The following is a 19,283-nucleotide window of genomic DNA, read 5'->3' on the forward strand; positions in this document are numbered from 1 at the left end:
GGACCACCCGTGGTGGGTGGTGTCACTGATCATGACGGGCGACCGCGCCGGATCGTTGGGGTGCTCGCTCGTGAAGACCTGCACGACGTCGCGTGACGTGCGCCACACATGGCTAGACTCGGGCGCATCCTCCGGGGGTGCCGGAGGCCAGCCGGTGACCCCGGTCCAGCAGTCGTCAAGGAGGACGGATGCTCACGCTCAGCTCCACCAGTCTCACGATCGTCGCGGTGATCGGGGCCATCGGGCTCGCCGCGCTGGTCTTCGCCTTCGTGCTCAGACGCCAGGTCCTCGCGGCACCTGAGGGGACCGCGAAGATGCAGGACATCGCGCAAGCGATCCAGGAAGGTGCGTCGGCCTACCTCAACCGGCAGTTCCGCACGCTCGCCCTGTTCGCGGTGATCGTGTTCGGTCTCCTGTTCCTGCTGCCGGGGGACGCCGGCATCAAGGTCGGTCGGTCGGTCGCGTTCCTCGTGGGGGCCGGATTCTCGGCGTGCATCGGCTACCTGGGGATGTGGCTCGCGGTGCGCGCGAACGTGCGCGTCGCGTCGGCCGCGACCAGACCCGGCGGCCGTGCTGAGGGGGCCCGCGTGGCCTTCCGCACCGGAGGCGTGGTGGGGATGTCCGTCGTGGGTTTAGGGCTGCTCGGTGCGGCAGGGGTCGTCCTGCTGTACCGAGGGGACGCGCCGGCTGTGCTCGAGGGGTTCGGGTTCGGGGCTGCTCTGCTCGCGATGTTCATGCGCGTGGGTGGCGGGATCTTCACCAAGGCGGCGGACGTCGGTGCCGACCTGGTGGGCAAGGTCGAGCAGGGGATCCCCGAGGATGACCCGCGCAACGCGGCGACCATCGCGGACAACGTGGGCGACAACGTGGGGGACTGCGCGGGCATGGCCGCGGACCTGTTCGAGTCCTACGCCGTCATGCTCGTCGCGGCCCTCATCCTGGGCAAGGCCGCGATGGGCGAGCAGGGGCTCGTCTTCCCGCTGATCGTCACGGCGATCGGCGCGTTCGTCGCGGTGCTGGGCGTGTTCATCACGCGAATCCGCGGCGAGGAGAACGGCCTGCGGGCCATCTACCGCGGGTTCTACCTCTCGGCGCTGCTCGGTGCGGTCCTGGCGGGCGTCGCGGCGTTCGCGTACCTGCCGTCGTCGTTCTCGGAGCTGTCGGGCACCGCGGACCTGGGCGACGTCACGAGCGACCCGCGCGTGGTCGCGGCGCTCGCGGTCCTCATCGGCGTGGTCCTGGCGGGCATCATCCTGTGGGTCACGGGCTACTTCACGGGCACGACGTCGAAGCCCACTCTCCACGTCGCCGCCACCTCGCGCACGGGGGCGGCCACGGTCGTCCTGTCCGGCATCGGGGTCGGGTTCGAGTCCGCGGTGTACACCGCGGGCATCATCGCTGCCGCGATCTGCGGCGTCTTCCTCATCGCGGGCGGCTCGGTCTGGTTGTCGCTGTTCCTCATCGCGCTCGCGGGCTGCGGGCTCCTGACGACCGTGGGCGTGATCGTCGCGATGGACACGTTCGGACCGGTCTCCGACAACGCGCAGGGGATCTACGAGATGTCCGTCGGCGAGGCGGGCGACGGCGACCCGGAGGCCGCGCAGATCCTCACCGACCTCGACGCCGTGGGCAACACGACCAAGGCCATCACCAAGGGCATCGCGATCGCGACCGCGGTCCTCGCGGCGACCGCGCTGTTCGGGTCCTACGCGGACGCGGTGGGCGGAGCGCTCGCGGACATCACGAACCCGGCGGGCGGGCTCGTGGTCTCGATGCTCGACTACTCGATCATCTCGCCCATCACCCTGGTCGGCGTGATCCTCGGGGCGGCGACCGTGTTCCTGTTCTCGGGCCTCGCGATCGACGCCGTGACCCGGGCGGCCGGTGCGATCGTCTACGAGGTGCGTCGCCAGTTCCGCGAGCACCCCGGGATCATGACGTACGACGAGCGGCCCGAGTACGGCAAGGTCGTCGACATCTGCACGCGTGACTCGTTGCGCGAGCTCGCGACGCCCGGCCTGCTGGCCGCGTTCGCGCCCATCGCCGTGGGCTTCGGCCTGGGGGTGGGCCCGCTCGCGGGCTTCCTCGCGGGGGCCATCGGCGCGGGCGTGCTCATGGCGGTCTTCCTGGCGAACTCCGGCGGGGCGTGGGACAACGCGAAGAAGATCGTCGAGGACGGTGCGTACGGCGGCAAGGGGTCCCCGGCGCACGAGGCGACCGTCGTCGGCGACACCGTGGGCGACCCGTTCAAGGACACGGCAGGGCCGGCGATCAACCCGCTGCTCAAGGTCATGAACCTGGTCTCGGTGCTCATCGCCCCCGCTGTCGTGCTCCTGAGCGTCCCCGAGGACGCCAACCACACGCTGCGCATCGGCATCGCGGTGGTCGCGGCGGGCATCGCGTTCGGAGCGGTCATCCTCTCGAGGCTGCGTGCGGCGCGTGTCGACCGCGAGCAGATGTCGGAGGAGCCGCAGGCGGTACGGACGAGCTGAGGTTCGTTCACCGACGAGCTGTCAGAAGTGGGCCGGGCTGTCGCCCGGCCCACTTCTGACAACAAGGCCGGTCTGGGGAGCGTGCTGCGCGTACCTGGCGCCGAGGGGGCCGGCAGGGCCGTCGGTGGCTCGCGCCGACCTTCGGCTCAGCAGCTCAGGCCGGCGACCACCGGCTCACCGGCTCAGCCCAGCACCGGCCAGGCCGTGCCCACCGCGAACGCCGCGACCACGACGACGAGCGACGTCGCGAGCAGCGCGACGTCCCCGGCCCCGAACGTCAGGTGCGCGAGGCGGATGCGGCGACCGGCGTCGTCGCGCCGCTCGGTCGTGAACCCCTTGGTCTCGAGGGCTTCGACCGTGGTCCGCGTCCGCTTGGCCGTGTTGAGCATGAGCGGGTAGAACGACTCGACGACGATGAGCGAGACCCGCCGCGCGGTGCGCCAGCCGAGCAGGCCGTGCCGGGTCGCGCGCGGCCCGCGCAGGCGGTGCCCGTCGACGATCGTGTGGAACTCGTCGATCAGCAGCGGCAGCATCCGGTAGCCGTAGCTGACCCCGAACCCCAGCATCGCGGGGGCGCGCAGCGCCAGGAGCGCGTCCGAGAGCTTCTCGGGGTCGAGCGAGACGAACGCGGCCATGCTCACGAGCGAGACCGTGCCGAGCTTGAGCGTGATGACCGCGAGCCCCTGGATCGCGGTCGCGTCGCCCTGGAGAAACCAGACGAGCGCCAGCAGGTAGAGGCACTGTCCCGCGATCCCGAGCGCGAAGACCCCGAGCAGGAGCGGCCCGATCCTCGCCGCGAGCGCGGTGCCCGCCGCGATCACGAACAGGATCGCGAGCACCGTCAGGTCGTACGTGAACCACGGCGCGAGCCCGCACAGCGCGTACCAGAAGAGCACCGCGCGGGGGTCGCGCCGGGCGAGGAACCCGCCGCGCGTCGCGTAGGCGACGCGCATGAGCTCGAGCTTGATCCACTCGAGCGACAGTCGCTCGCTGTCGGCCCGGCGCAGTCGCGAGGGCCGCGAGTGCCCGTCACCCACCGGTGCGGGGGAGCCGCCGCGCGGGGCCGAGCGCGGGGGAACGTCCGCGGACAGCGCGGTCGAGACGCTGGTGGTGCTGCTCACGAGAGCCTCCCGTTGGTGCGTGCGGTCGAGTCGGCGGCCGTGGGCCGCAGGTTCAGCCGGGCCACGAGCTCGGGCACCGAGAGCGGCACGGGGGCCAGGCCGAGGGCAGCGCCGAGCTGGACGACCTGCGGCGGCACGAGCCGGGCCCGTCGCAGGAGGTCCTGCCGCGAGAACAGGGTCTGGGGGTCGGTGTCGGCGATGACCTGCCCCTGGTCGAGGACGATCACCCGGTCGGCCCACTCGGCGACCAGGTGCATGTCGTGGGTCGCGATCACGGTGCAGCGGATGTGCTCGGCGAGCGCCGCGAGCATGTCGATCACGTCGTCACGGCTGCGCAGGTCGAGGCTCGACGTGGGTTCGTCGAGCAGCAGCAGGCGGGGCCGCATCGCGAGCCCGACGGCGAGCGTCGCCCGCCGTTGCTGGCCGCCGGACAGCAGCCGCCCGTCACGGTCGGCGAGCGAGGTCAGGTCGACGCGGTCGAGGACCTCGGTCACGAGCGCTGCGGTCCCGGGCACGCGGCGTCCGGCCGGGTGCATCGCGACGTCGGCCCGGACGGAGTCCTTGAGGAACATCTCCTCGGGGCGCTGGCACAGGTAGCAGACCGTGTCGGCGAGCTCGGCGGCCGAGACGGTCCGGGTGTCGGTCCCGTCGACGCTCACGCTGCCGGCGTCCGGGACGTCCAGCCCCGACAGGAGCTTGAGGAGGGTCGACTTCCCGGCACCGTTCGATCCGACCAGGGCTACGCGCTCGCCCTCGTGCAGATCGAGGTCGAGCCCGTCGATCACGACCGACCGGGGTCCGGCGAGCGTGCGGTACGCCCGGGTGACCCGCTCGACGCGGGCGATGACCGAGCCGCGACGGGAGCCGGGCAGGGCGGGAGCCCTCATGTCGGCGGCCGGGCCCGGAACAGCGGTCGCGGTCCCGTCGGAGACCTGGCCGTCCGCCGTCCCGCCCCGGGCCGCGGCCGATCCGGCGGTCGACCCCGGAGCCGGCTCGGCGAGCCGTCGCTCCCGCAGCCATCCGATCGCCGCGGGGACCGTGGACGGCACGGGGCCGTGCGGCTCGAAGGCCCGCGCGACCGCGGTGACCTGGGGCACGGGGATGTTCGCGGCCTCGAGGTCCTCGGTCCGGGCCAGGGCGTCGGCCACGGGCAGGTGCCAGCGGGGGAGCCCGTCGGCCATGAGGACCACGGACCGGGCGTAGCGGGCCACGAACTCGGCGTGGTGCTCGACCACGACGATCGTGATGCCGAGCTCCCGGTTGAGGCGCGACAGGTGCTCGTAGATCTCCTGGGCGCGGTGGGGGTCGACCTCGGCCACGGGCTCGTCGACCACGAGCACCGAGGGGGTCAGGGCGATCGCCCCCGCGATGGCCGTGAGGTGCTGCTGGCCACCCGAGAGCTGCCAGGTGAACCGGTCGGCCAGCGACGTGATGTCGAGGGTCTCGAGCGCGGTCGTGGTGCGTTCCTCCCAGTCGGTCAGACCGAAGTTCACGGGCGCGAACGAGACGTCGTCGCGCACCGTGGGGCGCACGAGCTGGTTCCCGAAGTCCTGGAAGACGTACCCGACGCTGTGCGAGAGCTCGGCGACCCCGACCTCGGCCGTGTCCTGGCCCAGGACGTGGACCGAGCCCGTGAGGTCTCCGGACCAGAAGTGCGGCACCAGGCCGTTGAACGTCTTGCACAGCGTCGTCTTGCCAGACCCGTTGCCGCCGACCACGGCGACGAAGTCGCCCGCCTCGATCCGCAGGTCGACCCCGCGCAGCGTGTCCACGTCGGCGCCCGGGTAGCGGAACGTGAGCCCGCGGACCTCGATCGCCATGGCCGGCGCGGGCATCAGGCGTCGCCCCGGTCCGCCGTCTGCTGCTGCGAGGACGAGGTGAGCGGCGCACCTGCGTCGCGGCGCCGTCGGGCACGCAGGACCGCGACCAGCACGCACGCCCCGGCGACCGCCAGGGCGGCCACCGTGAGGGCCACCCAGAGGTAGGCGGTGCCGTACTCGTCGACGAAGTCGGGCTGGAAGGCGCCGAGCGTCATGATGCCGCCCTCGCGGCCCACGAACTCCTCCCACTGGGAGACCACGCCGATCGCCACGGCCCCGAGCAGGGCCAGGACTCCGATGAGCCAGAACGGGGTGCCGCGCGGACCGACGAGCCGCGGCGGGTTCTGGGGGTCGCGCGGACGCAGGCCCATGAGCGGCTCGATCTTCCCGTACAGGCGCGGCGCGAGCCACATGGCTGGCAGGGCGCCGAACAGGACACCCGTGATGAGCAGCGCCATGACGAGCTCGATCGACTCGGACACCAGCACGGCCTGGAAGAGCCCGTCCGACTCCTCGAGCGTCTCCGGGTCGATCCCGATCCCGACCTTGGCGAGGTCGATGAGGCCCGAGGAGACCTTGTCGATCGAGACCAGGGCGAGCGCCGCGGCGAAGAGCTGGCGGCGGTTGCGCGGGTCGCGCACGATGCAGCCCGCGACGTAGATGCCCAGCAGGAGCTGGAGGAAGCCCTCGAGCTCGCCGAGCCCGCCGAAGTCGCCCAGGAGCATGTCGGAGAAGACCATCTCGCCGAGCGGTGCACCGATCGCGACCCACAAGGGGCAGAACAGCGCGGCGAGGACCACGGGGATGAACGCGAAGTACGCGACCTCGAGCTCGAACGGGCCGACCTCGATGCTCGGCACGATCCCGGTGACGATGTCGGAGACCCCGAACAGCGTCATCGAGAGCACGAGGATCATGAGCTTCTGGGAGCTGCTGATGCCGTCCGGGTCGTGCAGGCGGCGGCGCAGCGCGCTCACGGGCGTGGTCGGCTTCCGGGGGGACGAGGTGGGCGGTGACTGACGGGCCGGGGCGGTCGAGCTCGCGGAGCCGTTCATGGTGTGCCTTCCTGGGGCGGTCGGTGGTGAGGAGCGGGTGGCGGTGGGAGAAGAGAGCGCGGGGTGCGGCGGTCAGCGGTCGTGCGGCAGGTGCGCTGCAGGCGCCACGGGAGAAGCGGGTGCCCAGAGAGCCAGGAGGTCCCCGACCTCGTCGATCACGTGGTCGGGCGTGAGGGCGCCGTCGGCCGAGTCGAGGGTCGCGTCGTTGCTCGACCCGCCCCGCACGAGCACGACGGTCCCGACGCCCGCGCCGCGCGCGGCCAGGACGTCGCGGTGAGGCTTGTCCCCGACGAACCAGGCGGCCCGGGGGTCGGCGTCGAGCGCGGTCAGGGCCGTGCGGGCCGTGACCGGGTCGGGCTTGCGGTAGCCGAGCTCGTCCGAGTAGACGTGCACGCCCACGAGGTGGTCGATCCCGAACGCCTCGAGCTCCTCGCGGACCGCGCGCCCGCAGACCGTGTTGGACACGATCGCGACGGGGACGCCGCCCGCTCGGGCGGCCTCGAGCACCTCGCGCACCCCTGGGCGCAGGGTCGCCACGCTCTTGGAGCGCGCGTACTCGAGCACGAGCGCGTGGGCCTCGGCGCGCAGCCAGTCCTCGATCCCGTCCCCGAGGTGGGCCAGGGCCGGGCCGACCAGGTCGACCCAGAACGTCGTCGCGTCGATCTCCTCGACGTCCTCGACGAGCCTGGCCGCACGACCGGCGGGCGCCCCCTCGTGCCGGTCCTTCCAGGCGCGGTGCCGCACGCGGGCACCGGCCACGGCGCCCGCGGCCTCCTCGGGCGAGAGGTCGTGTCCCGCGACCGCGAGCCGCTGCGAGAGGTGACGGGCGAACGCGAGGCGCGCTGCGTCGTCGGGCACCGAGGTCACGACGACGCCCCCGTGGTCCAGCAGGAGGGCCGACGGGCGTCCCGCGCTCACGGGCGCCTCGGGGCCCTCGAGCACCGCTGACGCGGAGACTGCGAGAGGCGTCGCAGGACGGTCCGCGGCGCGCAGAAGGTCCCCGATGCCCTCGGGGGTGTCGAGCACGGCGTCCGCCGTGTCGGTCACGGGGTAGGGCGGGACGTCGCTGTGGTGGCGCGTGAGGATCACGGCCCCGACGCCGGCGCGGCGACCGGCGACCACGTCGCGGTCGAGCGTGTCGCCCACGTACCAGGTCCGCTCGGGCGTCGTGCGGAGCGCGCGGGCCGCCATCGCGATGATGCCGGGGTGGGGCTTGCGGAGGCCGACCTCGTCCGAGTAGACCTGCACGCCGAACGCCTCGTCGAGGCCGTGCGCGGCCAGGAGCGAGCGGTGCGCGCGGCCCGAGTGCGCGTTGGACACGATCCCGACCGGGACGCCGAGCTCGTCCGCGGTCGCGAGCAGCTCGGGGATTCCGGGGCGCACGGTGTGCTCGCTCAGGGTCGCGGTCAGGCGGGCCAGGAGCGTGCCCGCGCTGCCCGCGAGGACCTCGCGCGCGGCCAGGGGCAAGGGCGAGGCGAGGAAGTCGTGCCAGATGGTCCGGTGGTCCAGCTCGAGCGGCGCGAGGCGTCGGCTCGACGCGTTCTTCCAGTCCTTGAGCGCCTTGACGCCGCCGCGCAGCACGGGTTCGAGCGTCTCGGGGGAGAAGCGGTGGCCCGCGCGCCCGAGCACCTCGCTGAGGTGGGTCGCGAGCTCGCCGTAGCCCTCGGGGCGCTTGGCCGTCTGGAAGATCACGCCGCCGAAGTCGAGGAGCAGCGCGTCGGGGCGCACGCCCAGGCCGGGCGGCGTGAGGCGGGAGGTGGCGCCGGGGAGCGGCGCGGGGCGGGTGAGGTCGGTCGTGGTCACAGTGGGACGGTAGGTACGGGAAGCGACGGCCCGGCGTCCGTCCGGTGTCCGGGAGGCGAACCACGCCCGAACTTCTGGAACGTTCCAGTTCCGGGCGGCGAGAGGGGAGAATGGACCCGTGAACCCCCGCCCGACCCTCCTCGACGTCGCCGCCCACGCAGGCGTCTCCAAGTCGCTCGTCTCGCTCGCCCTGCGCGGTGACCCGGGCGTCAGCGAACGCACGCGCGAACGCATCCGGCGCGCGGCCGACGACCTCGGCTACCGCTCCAACGCCCTCGCGCGCAGCCTCAAGCAGGGGCGGACCATGCTCATCGGGGCCGTCCTGTCGAGCCTCGACAACCCGTACCACACCGAGATCGTGACAGGGGTCGAGGAGGCTGCCGGCACCGCGGGCTTCTCGGTGCTGCTCGTCCACGGGTCGCGCGACCGCGGGCACCTCGCGCGCCACCTCGACACCCTGCTGGGCCTCAACGTCGACGGGCTCGTCGTCATCAGCTCCTGGCTCGAGGAGGAGCACCTGCGTGCCGCGGCCCGCCGCGCGCCCGTCGTCATGGTCGGACGCCCGCTCGGCGCGGTCGACGGCGTCGACACCGTGACCAACGACGACGCCCGGGGCGCGGCGCTCGCGGTCGACCACCTCGTGGGCCTCGGACGCTCGCGGATCGCGCACGTGAGCGGGAGCGCCCGCCCGGCGGGCCTCGCGCGCCGGGTCGGGTACGAGGCGGCCATGCGCCGTCACGGCCTGGCCGAGGAGATCCGCGTCGTCGGCCCCGACGTGGCGGTCGCCGAACTCGTCGCGGACGGCTACGGGGGCGTGTTCGCGCGCAACGACGTCGAGGCGTTCGACCTCCTGGACCGCGCGCACGACCAGGGCCTGCGCGTGCCCGAGGAGCTCGCGGTCGTCGGGTACGACGACTCGGCGCTCGCCCGGCGCGCCCGCCCCCGCCTCACGAGCGTCCACCAGCCGCGCGGGCGCATGGGGGGGCTCGCGGTCGAGCTGCTGCTCGAACGGCTGGGCGGTCGCGTCGAGGACCGGCACGAGGTGCTCGCGCCGCGCCTCGTGGTGCGCGGGTCGACGGTCGGGCCGCCGCTGGCGTGAGGTGCCCGACGGCGGCGCGCACCGCCGGGGGCACCTCACCCGGGCCTCGCGCGTGTCCGGGCGGCAGGCGTCGCCCGCGCGACTCAGCGGGCCGCGGCGTCCCAGGCGTCGACGAAGTCCTGTGCCGCGCGCCGTTCACCGCGGTCGTCGAGGTGCTCGTCGGCGAGCGGCTGACCTGCGACGAAGCTGAACCACAGCGAGCCCGACCTCACGGAGACGTCGGTACCGGGCGCGACGAGGGGGGCGACGGCGGTCGCGAGAGCTGCGCGGTCCCTCGTGGTCGCCTCGTCGATGTCGAGGACCAGTCGGGCGGCACCTGACTCGACCTCGTCCAGCAGGGGGTGCTCGGAGAACAGCGTGGCGACCTGGTCGACCGAGAGGAGCGTGGGTTCGCCCTGGTGGGCCATGACGTCGAACGAGGGACCGGTGTACCCGGACTCGCCGCCCTCGTCGGCCCAGGTGCCGGGCGAGACGATGCGCACCGTGGTGCCCCCCGCGAGCGCGGTGAGCCCTCCGGCGACGCTCTGCGCGGTCTCGAGCGAGTCGACGGTCACGACGACCTCGTCCCCGTAGGCCTTGATCCACTCGATGCCGGGTCGGCCGTCGAGCGCGAGGACGATCAGGTCGGCCGTCGCGTCCGTCTCCTCGGACGCACCGAACCGCTCGACGTTCCCGCCGTCGACCCGGAGCCCCTCTGCGACCGACGGCGCCGCGGCCAGGGCGAGGTCGCGTGCCGCGAGGCGGTCGGCGTCGTGGGCGACGCGCACGCGCAGCCGGTCGGCCGAGATCTCGGCTCCGACCGGAGGGAACGTGGCCGCGATCGCGTGGAACGCGGCGAGGGACTCGACGGGGACCGTCCCGTCCTCCGAGACGACCTCGAGCGTGCCGGAGCTGTCCAGGATCGACAGCTCGACGTCCGGCAGCGCCGGGTACGGGCCGTCGGCACGCAGGAGGTCCTCGAGGAGCGTCGTGAACGAGACGCCGGGCGCCGCGGTGACCACGGTCTCGCGGGCCAGGAGCCGGACGGTCCCGACCTCGGGTGTGTCGACGAGCGTGTGGACGAGGGCGAGGTCCGCGTCGTTGGTCGCGGCCTTGTCCGCCACGGCGATCGACGAGCCGTCGAACTCGACGGTCGACACGACGCCCGAGTGGTCGTGCTGGTACTCGCCGACCAGGTGCACGATCTCGGCGACGCGCTCGCGCGAGGTCCCGGGCGCGATCTCGACCGTGGCCGTCGCGCTGCCCACGAACGGGAGGTCGTTGGTGCCGCCCGCGGAGGCCGCCGCGACGTCGGGGACGTCCTCGAAGTGGCGCTCGAAGGCGTCGGCCTTGGCGCTGCCCGCGTTGACCGCGCAGCCGCCGGCGACGAGCGCGAGGCACAGGGTCGTGACGAGGGCGCCTGCCCGTCGAGGTGGTCGTCGCACGAGGGCCCCTTGGTGAACGTGGTTCGGACGTGGCTCGCCAGGTTAGCGGACGGCCGGCCGGGGCCCCGACCTCGACATCTACGTGAAACGTGAAGTACCTAGTATCCTGCCGAGCGGTCCAACGGCGGGCCAGGTACAGGCCGGTCCCACCCGGCCCTGCGGAGGCGAACATGGTGCGAGGCGTTCCAGGACGCGTGGACAGGGCCGTCAACGGCACGGCGCTCAAGGTCGGCGGGATCGCGGGCGGGATCGTCGGCTACCTGTTCTTCGTCGAGTTCACGAGCGGCATCCTCCAGGGCTTCTACACCCCGCTCCTGACGGACATCGCCCGCCACCTGAACATCCACGACGCCGACGTCAACTGGTTCGAGGCGGCCCAGCTCCTGCTCTCGGCCATGGTCGTGCCGGTCTTCGCCAAGCTCGGCGACATCCACGGCTACCGCCGGATGCTGCTCGTCACGACGGCCCTGACGGCCGCGGCGTCGTGGGCCGTGGCGTTCTCCCCGACCTTCTGGGTGTTCCTCGTGGCGTGGTCCCTCCAGGGGTTCTACGTCGTGTGGCTGCCGCTCCAGGTCGCGCTCATCTACGCGCGCTCGCGCGGCCGTGCGGACGGCCCGTCGCTGACCCGCCGGGCGACCGGCGTGATCGTGGCCGCGCTCCAGGCGGGCGCGATCGTCGGGGCGCTGGCCGGCGGGCAGGCGGGCGCGCTCGCCCAGGACCGGCTCTGGCTGGCCCTGAGCTTCCCCGCCATGGCCGTGACGGCCGTGTTCTTCGTGGTGTGGTTCCGCATCCCCGAGTCGCCCGAGAAGGGCGAGGGCACGCTCGACCGCGGCGGCGTGGTCCTGCTGAGCCTGACCCTGCTGCTCGTCAGCGCGGGGCTCACGTTCATGCGCACCAACGGCCTGGGCACCTGGTGGGCGTGGGCGCTCGTCGTGGTGGGGGTCGCGTCGCTGTGGCCCCTGGGCCGCTACGAGCTGCGCCAGGCCGACCCGCTCGTCGACCTGCGGGTCCTGCGCCGCCCGACCATGTGGCCCATCATGGTCACCGCGGCCCTGTTCGGCGTCAGCATCCTGGGTGCTCAGGGCCCGCTGTCGACGTTCGCGCGCACCGACCCGGCGGTCTACGGCTACGGTCTGGGCGCGTCGTCCATGACGGTCTCGCTGCTCGCGGGCGGGTACGTGGTCTCGTGCCTGCTGGGGGCGCTCGCGTTCTCACGCATCACCCGTCTGCTCACGCCCCGGCGCACGCTGATCCTCGCGGCGTCGCTCGTCGCGGTCGGCTACCTGCTCTTCCTGCCGTTCCACGAGACCACCGCGAACCTGCTGACGAACATGGTCGTCGCGGGGCTGGGCTCGGGGGCGCTCGTGGCGGCCCTGCCGGCGGCTGCCGCGGCCGCGGCCCCGGTGGGGCGCACGGCCGTCGCGACGGGCCTGACGAACACGACCAAGACCATCGGCGGCACGTTCGCGTCGTGCGTGTTCGCGCTCGCCCTGATCTCGGGCACGCACGCGACCCTCGACGGGTCCGAGGCCACGGCCGGTTCGCTCAGCGGCTACATGATCGTCTGGACGATCTGCGGGGTCACGGCGGTCGTGGCGGCCGTGGTGCTCGCGTTCGTCCCACGGCTCGCGTTCGCGGACGCCGAGGCCCAGCCCGTCGACCCCACCCAGCCCCTCACCCCCCAGCAAGCACCCGTCGTCGTCCAGGAGGCGCAGCAGTGAGCAGCAGGAGCACAGGACAGGGCCCGACGGCGGCACGCGCCGTCGCGGGCGCCCTCACCGTCGGGGTGGTCGCCCTGGTCGGCGCCGGGGTCGCCCGGGCCGCGCGGTTCACCCCGCAAGGCCAGGACGAGCGCACGGGCCGGTTCGCGGGCAGCGGTGCCCGCGCGACCCGACCCCAGGACGAGGGGGCGCGCGACGACCCGGCGAGCTACGCCGTCGGGACGGCGGAGCGCCTGAGCGCGCTCGTGCGCATCCCGACCGTGTCCTCGCGCGTGCCCGGCGACGAGGACCCCGCGGTCTTCGAGGCGTTCGTCGAACGGCTCGCCGAGCTCTACCCGCGCGTGCACGAGCGGCTCACGCTCGAGCGCGTCGCGGGCCACGGCCTGCTCTTCAGGTGGCGCGGCCGGCAGGGCGCGGCCCCGGCTGCCCCCGCGGTGCTCATGGCGCACTACGACGTCGTGCCCGTCGAGGCCGAGGACTGGTCGGGCGACCCGTTCTCCGGCGCGATCCGCGACGGCGCGGTGTGGGGGCGCGGCACGCTCGACGACAAGGGGTCGCTCGTGGTGCTCCTGGAGGCGGTCGAGTCGCTGCTGGGCCAGCGCTTCACGCCCGACCGCGACGTCTACCTGTCGTTCGGGCACAACGAGGAGACCGCCGGGGACGCGGCGCGCGCGGCCGTGGCCGTGCTGCGAGAGCGCAAGATCAGCCCGTGGCTCGTGGTCGACGAGGGCGGGGCCGTGGTCGAGGGGGCGTTCCCGGGCGTGACCGCGCCCACGGCCGTCGTCGGCGTCGCGGAGAAGGGCATCCTCGACCTCGAGATCAGCACGCAGTCGCTCGGTGGGCACGCCTCGACGCCCGTGCGGGGCGGCGCCACGGCCCGGCTCGCACGCGCGATCACGCGCATCGACGCCCACCCGTTCCCCCCGCACCTGCCCGAGCCGACGCTCGAGATGATCGACACGCTCGGGCGCCACTCGCCGTTCGGGCTCCGGCTGCTGTTCGCGAGCGCCCGCCAGCTCCGCCCCGCGCTCGCGCGGGTCCTGGGGACCGTGAGCCCCGAGACCAACGCCATGGTCCGCACGACGGTCGCGATCACCCAGCTCCAGGGCAGCCCCGGTGCCAACGTGCTCGCGGCGTCCGCGAGGGCCAACGCGAACGTCCGGATCGCGACGGGCGAGACGGTCGCGTCGGTCGTCGAGCGCCTCCGCCGCGTGATCGACGACCCCACGGTCGAGCTGCGCGTGGTCTCGGGCGAGGACCCCTCGCCCGTGTCCCCGACCGACGGCGAGCAGTTCGCGCTGGTCCGCGGGTCGATCGGCGCCGCGTACCCGGGCGCGGTCGTGACGCCCTACGTCATGCTCGGCGCCTCCGACTCGCGGCACTTCTGCGAGATCTCCGAGCACGTCTACCGGTTCAGCCCGTTCGCGATGACGCGCGAGCAGCGCGAGTCGATCCACGGCGTCGACGAGCACGTGACGATCGACGCGCTCGGGCGCGGGGTCGTGTTCTACCGGGCGCTGCTGCGCGGGCTGTGACGAGCTGAGGCTCGGGTCGGGCGGCCGGGCCGCCGGACCGCCGGACCGCCGGGGAGCGGTCCCGGCCCCCGACCGACCTCAGCGCCAGTGCTCGAGCAGCCTCGCCGTGGTCGCGGTGGCCCGGTCCAGGACCTGCTCGGTCCCGTCGGAGGCCGCGGACATGAGCGACGCGTCGACGAAGTGGCCCAGGAGGTCCACGTCGGTCACGTGCTCGTACCCGCTCGCGTCGAGGACGGTCCGCAGGGCGGCCAGGAGGCGCGGGCGCGAGGCGCGCATGATGGGTCGGAGCGCGGGGTCGCGCATCGCGGTCAGCATGGGGTCGAGCCGGACGTCGACGACCGAGTCGTCGACCGAGGGCGCGTAGAACGTCTCGATGAGCAGGCGAGCCGTGCGGGTCGTCGAGCGTTCGCGCCGGGGGAGGGCCTCGGCCCGCTCGGCGGCCGCGGTGCCTCGGAGCTCCTCGGCGGCCGCGACCGCGGCGGTCACGAGCGACGAGCTCGACGGGAAGTAGTAGGAGGCCGAACCCTGCGGCACCCCGGCGGCCTTCGCGACGCGGCGGTGGGTCACCGCGGGGAACCCCTCGGCGATGAGCAGGCGGGCCGCGGCCTCGACCATGGCCCGCTGGCGAAGGTTGCTCCGGTCCTGGACGGGCGTGCGCGCCTCGGTGCGCCGTCGTAGCGGTGGCACGGGGGCGGGCGGGGGCGTGGGGGCACCCGAAGGGTGGCCCTCGCTGCCTCGACCGTCGTCGGGCCGGTCGACCGGTCCTCGCTGTGTCGCACTCACCGGCCCATCCTAGGGAGAAAAGGCACATTCCGGCGCGGCGGCGCCGTGCGCGCGGTGACGGGGCGTCCGCTCGGGGGCCGGGTCCGCGCCGGGCCCGCGCCCTCGGGACCCGTGTCGTGGGCGTCGCCGCTGTGACCAGGGAGTTTCGGAGGACGGCCCCGAGCAAGGATGATGGACGCATGAGCAACTCGTTCCTGCGCCCGACGGCGGCGCTCGCCGTCGTCGCGCTCCTCGCCCTGGGGGCGTGCTCGGGGGGCGGCGACGCCGACCCGGCCGAGCAGTCGCCGAAGCCCGCTGCGACCGAGTCCTCGGCGGCCGAGGACAGCGCGGCCGTCGACGCAGCGACCGATGCCGCCTCGGCAGCAGACGCCGACGCGGAGGCCGGCGCAGCCGCGGGCGGAGAGGCGGACCCGGCCGTCGACACGTCGTTCTGCGCCGCGACCGAGGCGGCCTGGGCCGCCGCCAACACGGCCCAGGTGTCGATGAGCGTCGAGCACCCGCGCACCCTGGTGACCGGCTTCGAGAACGCGCGCGTCGCGCTCACGAGCGTCGAGCCGCCGGCAGAGATCGCGGGCGACTGGAAGACCGTCACGTCCTATGTCGCGACCGCGGCCGAGGCGCTGTCCAAGGCCGACATCGACTCCGCGAAGTCCATCGTCGGCGCGCTCGACGACGCGGGCAAGGACCTCGACACGGACGCCATGACGGCGGCCTCGGGACGTGTGACGACGTACCTGGACACGACCTGCACCGGGTGAATCCGATGGGGAGAAGTCCCCGCGAGGCGCCATCTCGTCGGCAATCCTCACAGGAATGCTCCAGGATGGTGTGCATGACCAACCGAAAGAACGTGACCAAGACCGTCGGCGGCCTTGCGACCGCCGTCCTGCTGACCTTCTCCCTCGCGGCCTGCAGCGGCGACGCCGACGTCAAGGCCTTCTGCGAGACGGGCGAGGGCTTCGAGGACTCGATGAACGACGTCGACGCGAGCGACCCCGCGGCCGCGGGCGAGGCGTTCGACAAGCTCGTCACCGAGCTCAAGGCCGCCAAGGCCCCCGAGGCCATCGCGGCCGACTGGACCACGCTGACCGAGGGCTTCGAGAAGATGGGGGACACGCTCACGGAGCTCTCCGAGCTCGACCCCACGGCCGACGACTACATGGAGAAGGCCACCGAGCTCTCCGACTCGCTCCAGTCGACCGACTTCCAGGCGGCCGCCGACAACGTCCAGAAGTGGACGACCGAGAACTGCACGGCCTGACGTCCGGCTGTCCCGGAGGGGCGGTCCCGCAGCTCGCGCTGCGGGACCGCCCCTTCGTCGTCCTCCCGTGCGGTCGCGCGCCGCGCCGGTTCACCGGGGGAGGATAGGCGCATGTCCCTCGGTGAACCCACTATCGACCCACGCCTCCTGCCGCTCCTGCGCACCGACCTCGAGGCGGCCGGCTACACGGTCGACGGCGTCGAGGACTTCCTCGGTCCGCTCGCTGCGGCGGCCCTGCACCGCGAGCAGGCCGTGCCCGCGCTGCGTGTCGCCCGGGCCGCGCTCGACCACGCGACGGGGGCGACGTCATCGGGCCGGAAGGACCCGCGGGCCGTGCTCGCCGCGCTCTTCCTGCTGGGCCTCGAGGTCCGCCGCGCGGACCTCGACGCGGCCCTGCCCGGGGTGGGGACCGACGGCGCCGCTCGCCTCGGCCTCGTGGCCGCGGCCGGCAACGGGCCCGACGACGGTGTGCGCGCCCTGGCGGACCTGCGCCCCTACGCCGCGGCCGACGCGGCGGGCCCGGTCACGTGGTGGCTGGCCTCGGACCTGGGCGAGCTCGCGACCGGGCGACGCCTCGCGGGCGACCACGTGCTCGGCGCGGGCGGGGCCTCGATCACGCTCGCGCAGGTGACCATGCGCACGCCCGTGGGACGGGTGCTCGACCTCGGGACGGGCTGCGGCATCCAGGCGCTGCATGCCTCGCGGCACGCGCAGTCGGTCGTCGCGACCGACATCTCCCGGCGTGCGCTGCGGTTCGCCGAGTTCAACGCGGCCCTCGACGGCGTGCGCCTGGACCTGCGCGAGGGCTCGATGCTCGACCCCGTCGCGGGTGAGGGGTTCGACCTCGTGGTCTCCAACCCGCCGTTCGTCATCACGCCCCGCGGTGTGCCGGGCGGGACGAGCAGCACCATTCCTGAGTACGAGTACCGCGACGGCGGCCGCGCGGGCGACGACCTGGTGCGCGACCTGATCGTGGGCGTCGGGGACGTGCTCGCACCGGGCGGCGTCGCGCAGATGCTCGGCAACTGGGAGCACCGGCGGGGCGAGCCGTGGACCGAGCGCGTCGGGGCCTGGCTCGAGGAGGCCGGGCTCGACGGCTGGATCATCCAGCGCGAGGTCCTCGACCCGGCCGAGTACGCCGAGACGTGGATCCGCGACGGCGGCACGACCCCCGAGCGCGAGCCCGGGGCCTGGGCCGCGTCGTACGAGGCGTGGCTCGACGACTTCGCGACGCGCGACGTCGAGGCCGTGGGGTTCGGGATCGTGACGCTCCGCAAGCCCGCCGCGGGCCACGGCGTGAGCCTGCGCCGCCTCGAGGAGCACACGGGGTCGGTGCGCCAGCCGCTCGGCGGGCACCTCGCGGCCTCGCTCGCGGCCCACGACTGGCTCGAGGCGCACGACGACGCCACGCTCGCGTCGTCGCGGCTGTCCGTGGCGCCCGACGTGACCGAGGAGCGCTACCTGACGCCCGGCGCCGAGGACCCGAACGTCGTGATCGTCCGGCAGGGCGACGGCTTGGGCCGCGGGATCCAGGCGTCGACCGGGCTGGCGGCGCTCGTGGGAGCGAGCGACGGCGAGCTGACCGTGGGGCAGCTGATCGGGGCGATCGCGTCGCTTTTCGAGGTGCCGGCAGGGGAGCTCGCGGGCGAGCTGCTGCCTGCGGTGCGGGGACTCGTGCGGGACGGCTTCCTGGTGCCGTGAGGTCCGGGGCGTGGTCGGTGCCGTCCCGGTGCCGTGGGGGCGTGGGGTGCCGAGCACGAGGTTGCGGTCGTTATCCGGACCTTGGTGATCGCAACCCCGTGGTCGACCGCGCGCAACCTCGTGCTCGGCGACGGCGCTCCGGAAAACCTGCTGCGATCGGGACGCGACGTCCCTAGGTTGAGGCCATGACCTCTCGCATCCAGCACACGACGTTCGACGCCCGCGACGCCTACGCCCAGTCCGTCTGGTGGTGCGGGGTCCTCGGCTACGTCGAGGACCCCGACGACCCGAACCTGCCCGGCCACGAGGAGTGCATGATCTTCCCGCCGGCGGGCTCGGACACCCCCGCGGAGAGCCGTGGGCGGCTGCTCTTCATCGAGGTCCCCGAGGGAAAGGAGCTCAAGAACCGGCTCCACCTCGACCTCCGCCCCGTCGACGGGACCCGCGAGGAGGAGACCACGAGGCTCCTCGGCCTGGGGGCCACGCAGCTCGCCGACCACCGACGCCCCGACGGCTCGGGATGGTTCACGCTCGCCGACCCCGAGGGCAACGAGTTCTGCATCCTGCGCAGCGACGCCGAGGTCGCGGCCCAGGGCGGCTGAGACCTCGCGGTCCGTCGCGGGTGTGCCACCTGGCAGCGCCGAGCACGAGGTTGCGGTCGTTGTCCCGGTGACAGCGACCACAACCTCGTGCTCGACCGGGCGGAACCTCGTGCTCGACCGTGGCTCGGTGCCGAGCGTGCAGTCGTCGTCAGGATCCGGCTGACGACGGAGGACCACATGGCCGGCGGTGGACGTCCGCAAGGCCCACAGATGACCGCTGCGTGGCCGACAAGAGGCGACCGCATGTTCGACCCCGTCCCGAAACATGACGGGCCTATCCTCACGATCGTGCTGATCGCCATGGCTGGACTGCCCGGAACCGGTAAGAGCCGACTTGCGCGCCTGCTCGCGCGCGACCTGGGCGCGGTGATGCTCAGCGTCGACCCCGTCGAGGATGCGTTCCTGCGCGCAGGGGCGGTGCACGACGACGTCACGGGCCTGGGTGCGTACCTCGCCGTCGAGTCGGTCGCCCAGGAGAACCTGCTCCTGGGCAACGCGGTCATCGTCGACGCGGTCAACGACCACCCCGCAGCCCGGCAGCAGTGGATCGACCTCGCCGCGCGGACCGCGTCCCGTCTCTGGTTCGTCGAGGTCTACCTCGCGGACGAGCGGCTGCACCGCGAGCGCCTCGTGGCCCGAGGCTCGCGCTACCCGGCGCTGCCCGAGCCAGGCTGGGACTCGCTCGCCGCGCGCGCCCGGGCGCTCGCGGACTGGTCCGGCCCCCGGCTGCGGCTCGACGCCTCGCTCGACGACGCGGAGCTGCTGGCGGCTGCGAAGGACTGGTTGGACGGTTGACGCCGGGCTCGAGGCTCTCGGCCGAGCATGCGGTTGTCGTCAGGATCCCGCTCGGAAGGGACCTCAACCGC

15 protein-coding genes are annotated in these 19,283 nt (G+C 73.6%); 9 read left to right on the forward strand and 6 right to left on the reverse strand.

Annotation, left to right across the window (positions count from 1 at the left end; translation table 11 throughout):
- The first annotated feature begins 188 nt into the window (after positions 1 to 188).
- Complete coding sequence (locus ASE15_RS09185; protein ID WP_056649293.1) at positions 189 to 2,492, forward strand: sodium-translocating pyrophosphatase; 2,304 nt, start codon at positions 189 to 191, stop codon at positions 2,490 to 2,492.
- A gap of 182 nt (positions 2,493 to 2,674) precedes the next feature.
- On the opposite strand, the gene ASE15_RS09190 is transcribed toward ASE15_RS09185, so the two are convergent.
- The 4 genes from ASE15_RS09190 to ASE15_RS09205 form a co-directional block, all read right to left on the reverse strand.
- Positions 2,675 to 3,613 (reverse strand): energy-coupling factor transporter transmembrane protein EcfT, encoded by a 939-nt coding sequence (locus ASE15_RS09190; RefSeq protein ID WP_235534304.1) that lies wholly within the window; start codon positions 3,611 to 3,613, stop codon positions 2,675 to 2,677.
- Entirely contained in the window at positions 3,610 to 5,448 is a 1,839-nt protein-coding gene (locus ASE15_RS09195; RefSeq protein WP_056762934.1) for an ABC transporter ATP-binding protein, read from the reverse strand. The genes ASE15_RS09190 and ASE15_RS09195 overlap by 4 nt, the downstream gene beginning before the upstream one ends.
- The gene (locus tag ASE15_RS09200; RefSeq protein ID WP_200960534.1) at positions 5,448 to 6,488 is read right to left on the reverse strand and encodes a cell division protein FtsQ; all 1,041 of its coding nucleotides are present in this window, start codon (positions 6,486 to 6,488) and stop codon (positions 5,448 to 5,450) included. The genes ASE15_RS09195 and ASE15_RS09200 overlap by 1 nt, the downstream gene beginning before the upstream one ends.
- A 72-nt stretch (positions 6,489 to 6,560) precedes the next feature.
- The gene (locus tag ASE15_RS09205; protein ID WP_200960535.1) at positions 6,561 to 8,291 is read right to left on the reverse strand and encodes an HAD family hydrolase; all 1,731 of its coding nucleotides are present in this window, start codon (positions 8,289 to 8,291) and stop codon (positions 6,561 to 6,563) included.
- 118 nt (positions 8,292 to 8,409) lie between these two features.
- On the opposite strand from ASE15_RS09205, the gene ASE15_RS09210 reads away from it, so the two are divergent.
- On the forward strand, positions 8,410 to 9,390 hold the full coding sequence (locus tag ASE15_RS09210) for a LacI family DNA-binding transcriptional regulator (protein WP_056649303.1): 981 nt from the start codon (positions 8,410 to 8,412) through the stop codon (positions 9,388 to 9,390).
- An 83-nt stretch (positions 9,391 to 9,473) separates the two neighbouring features.
- On the opposite strand, the gene ASE15_RS09215 is transcribed toward ASE15_RS09210, so the two are convergent.
- Entirely contained in the window at positions 9,474 to 10,814 is a 1,341-nt protein-coding gene (locus ASE15_RS09215) for a hypothetical protein (protein WP_056762937.1), read from the reverse strand.
- A gap of 194 nt (positions 10,815 to 11,008) precedes the next feature.
- Here ASE15_RS09215 and ASE15_RS09220 point away from each other — a divergent pair, with 194 nt between their 5' ends.
- Positions 11,009 to 12,535, forward strand: a complete 1,527-nt coding sequence (locus tag ASE15_RS09220; protein WP_235534306.1) for an MFS transporter — start codon at positions 11,009 to 11,011, stop codon at positions 12,533 to 12,535.
- A complete protein-coding gene (locus ASE15_RS09225) occupies positions 12,532 to 14,070 on the forward strand; it encodes a M20/M25/M40 family metallo-hydrolase (protein ID WP_235534308.1) in 1,539 nt (512 codons plus the stop codon). Before ASE15_RS09220 ends, ASE15_RS09225 begins: the two co-directional genes overlap by 4 nt.
- Positions 14,071 to 14,148: 78 nt before the next feature.
- On the opposite strand, the gene ASE15_RS09230 is transcribed toward ASE15_RS09225, so the two are convergent.
- On the reverse strand, positions 14,149 to 14,853 hold the full coding sequence (locus ASE15_RS09230) for a TetR/AcrR family transcriptional regulator (RefSeq protein ID WP_157257520.1): 705 nt from the start codon (positions 14,851 to 14,853) through the stop codon (positions 14,149 to 14,151).
- A 179-nt stretch (positions 14,854 to 15,032) separates the two neighbouring features.
- Here ASE15_RS09230 and ASE15_RS09235 point away from each other — a divergent pair, with 179 nt between their 5' ends.
- From ASE15_RS09235 to ASE15_RS09255, 5 genes are all read left to right on the forward strand, one after another.
- The gene (locus ASE15_RS09235) at positions 15,033 to 15,611 is read left to right on the forward strand and encodes a hypothetical protein (RefSeq protein WP_056762945.1); all 579 of its coding nucleotides are present in this window, start codon (positions 15,033 to 15,035) and stop codon (positions 15,609 to 15,611) included.
- Positions 15,612 to 15,685: 74 nt separating this feature from the next.
- Positions 15,686 to 16,114 (forward strand): hypothetical protein, encoded by a 429-nt coding sequence (locus tag ASE15_RS09240; RefSeq protein WP_056649316.1) that lies wholly within the window; start codon positions 15,686 to 15,688, stop codon positions 16,112 to 16,114.
- 111 nt (positions 16,115 to 16,225) lie between these two features.
- Positions 16,226 to 17,815, forward strand: a complete 1,590-nt coding sequence (locus ASE15_RS09245; protein WP_056762948.1) for a methyltransferase — start codon at positions 16,226 to 16,228, stop codon at positions 17,813 to 17,815.
- Positions 17,816 to 18,000: 185 nt separating this feature from the next.
- Positions 18,001 to 18,417, forward strand: coding sequence for a VOC family protein (locus ASE15_RS09250; protein ID WP_056762951.1), 417 nt, complete (start codon positions 18,001 to 18,003; stop codon positions 18,415 to 18,417).
- A gap of 288 nt (positions 18,418 to 18,705) precedes the next feature.
- Positions 18,706 to 19,212, forward strand: coding sequence for an AAA family ATPase (locus tag ASE15_RS09255; protein WP_056649928.1), 507 nt, complete (start codon positions 18,706 to 18,708; stop codon positions 19,210 to 19,212).
- Positions 19,213 to 19,283 lie beyond the last annotated feature (71 nt).

It is taken from the genome of Oerskovia sp. Root22, assembly GCF_001429135.1.
Lineage (GTDB): Bacteria > Actinomycetota > Actinomycetes > Actinomycetales > Cellulomonadaceae > Oerskovia > Oerskovia enterophila.

Bases quoted from the DNA above. Each gene is read 5' to 3' on its own strand.
- ASE15_RS09185 (WP_056649293.1), top strand. From the start codon at position 189: ATGCTCACGCTCAGCTCCACCAGTCTCACGATCGTCGCGGTGATCGGG.
- ASE15_RS09195 (WP_056762934.1), bottom strand. From the start codon at position 5,448: ATGCCCGCGCCGGCCATGGCGATCGAGGTCCGCGGGCTCACGTTCCGC.
- ASE15_RS09200 (WP_200960534.1), bottom strand. From the start codon at position 6,488: ATGAACGGCTCCGCGAGCTCGACCGCCCCGGCCCGTCAGTCACCGCCC.
- ASE15_RS09235 (WP_056762945.1), top strand. From the start codon at position 15,033: ATGAGCAACTCGTTCCTGCGCCCGACGGCGGCGCTCGCCGTCGTCGCG.
- ASE15_RS09240 (WP_056649316.1), top strand. From the start codon at position 15,686: ATGACCAACCGAAAGAACGTGACCAAGACCGTCGGCGGCCTTGCGACC.
- ASE15_RS09245 (WP_056762948.1), top strand. From the start codon at position 16,226: ATGTCCCTCGGTGAACCCACTATCGACCCACGCCTCCTGCCGCTCCTG.
- ASE15_RS09250 (WP_056762951.1), top strand. From the start codon at position 18,001: ATGACCTCTCGCATCCAGCACACGACGTTCGACGCCCGCGACGCCTAC.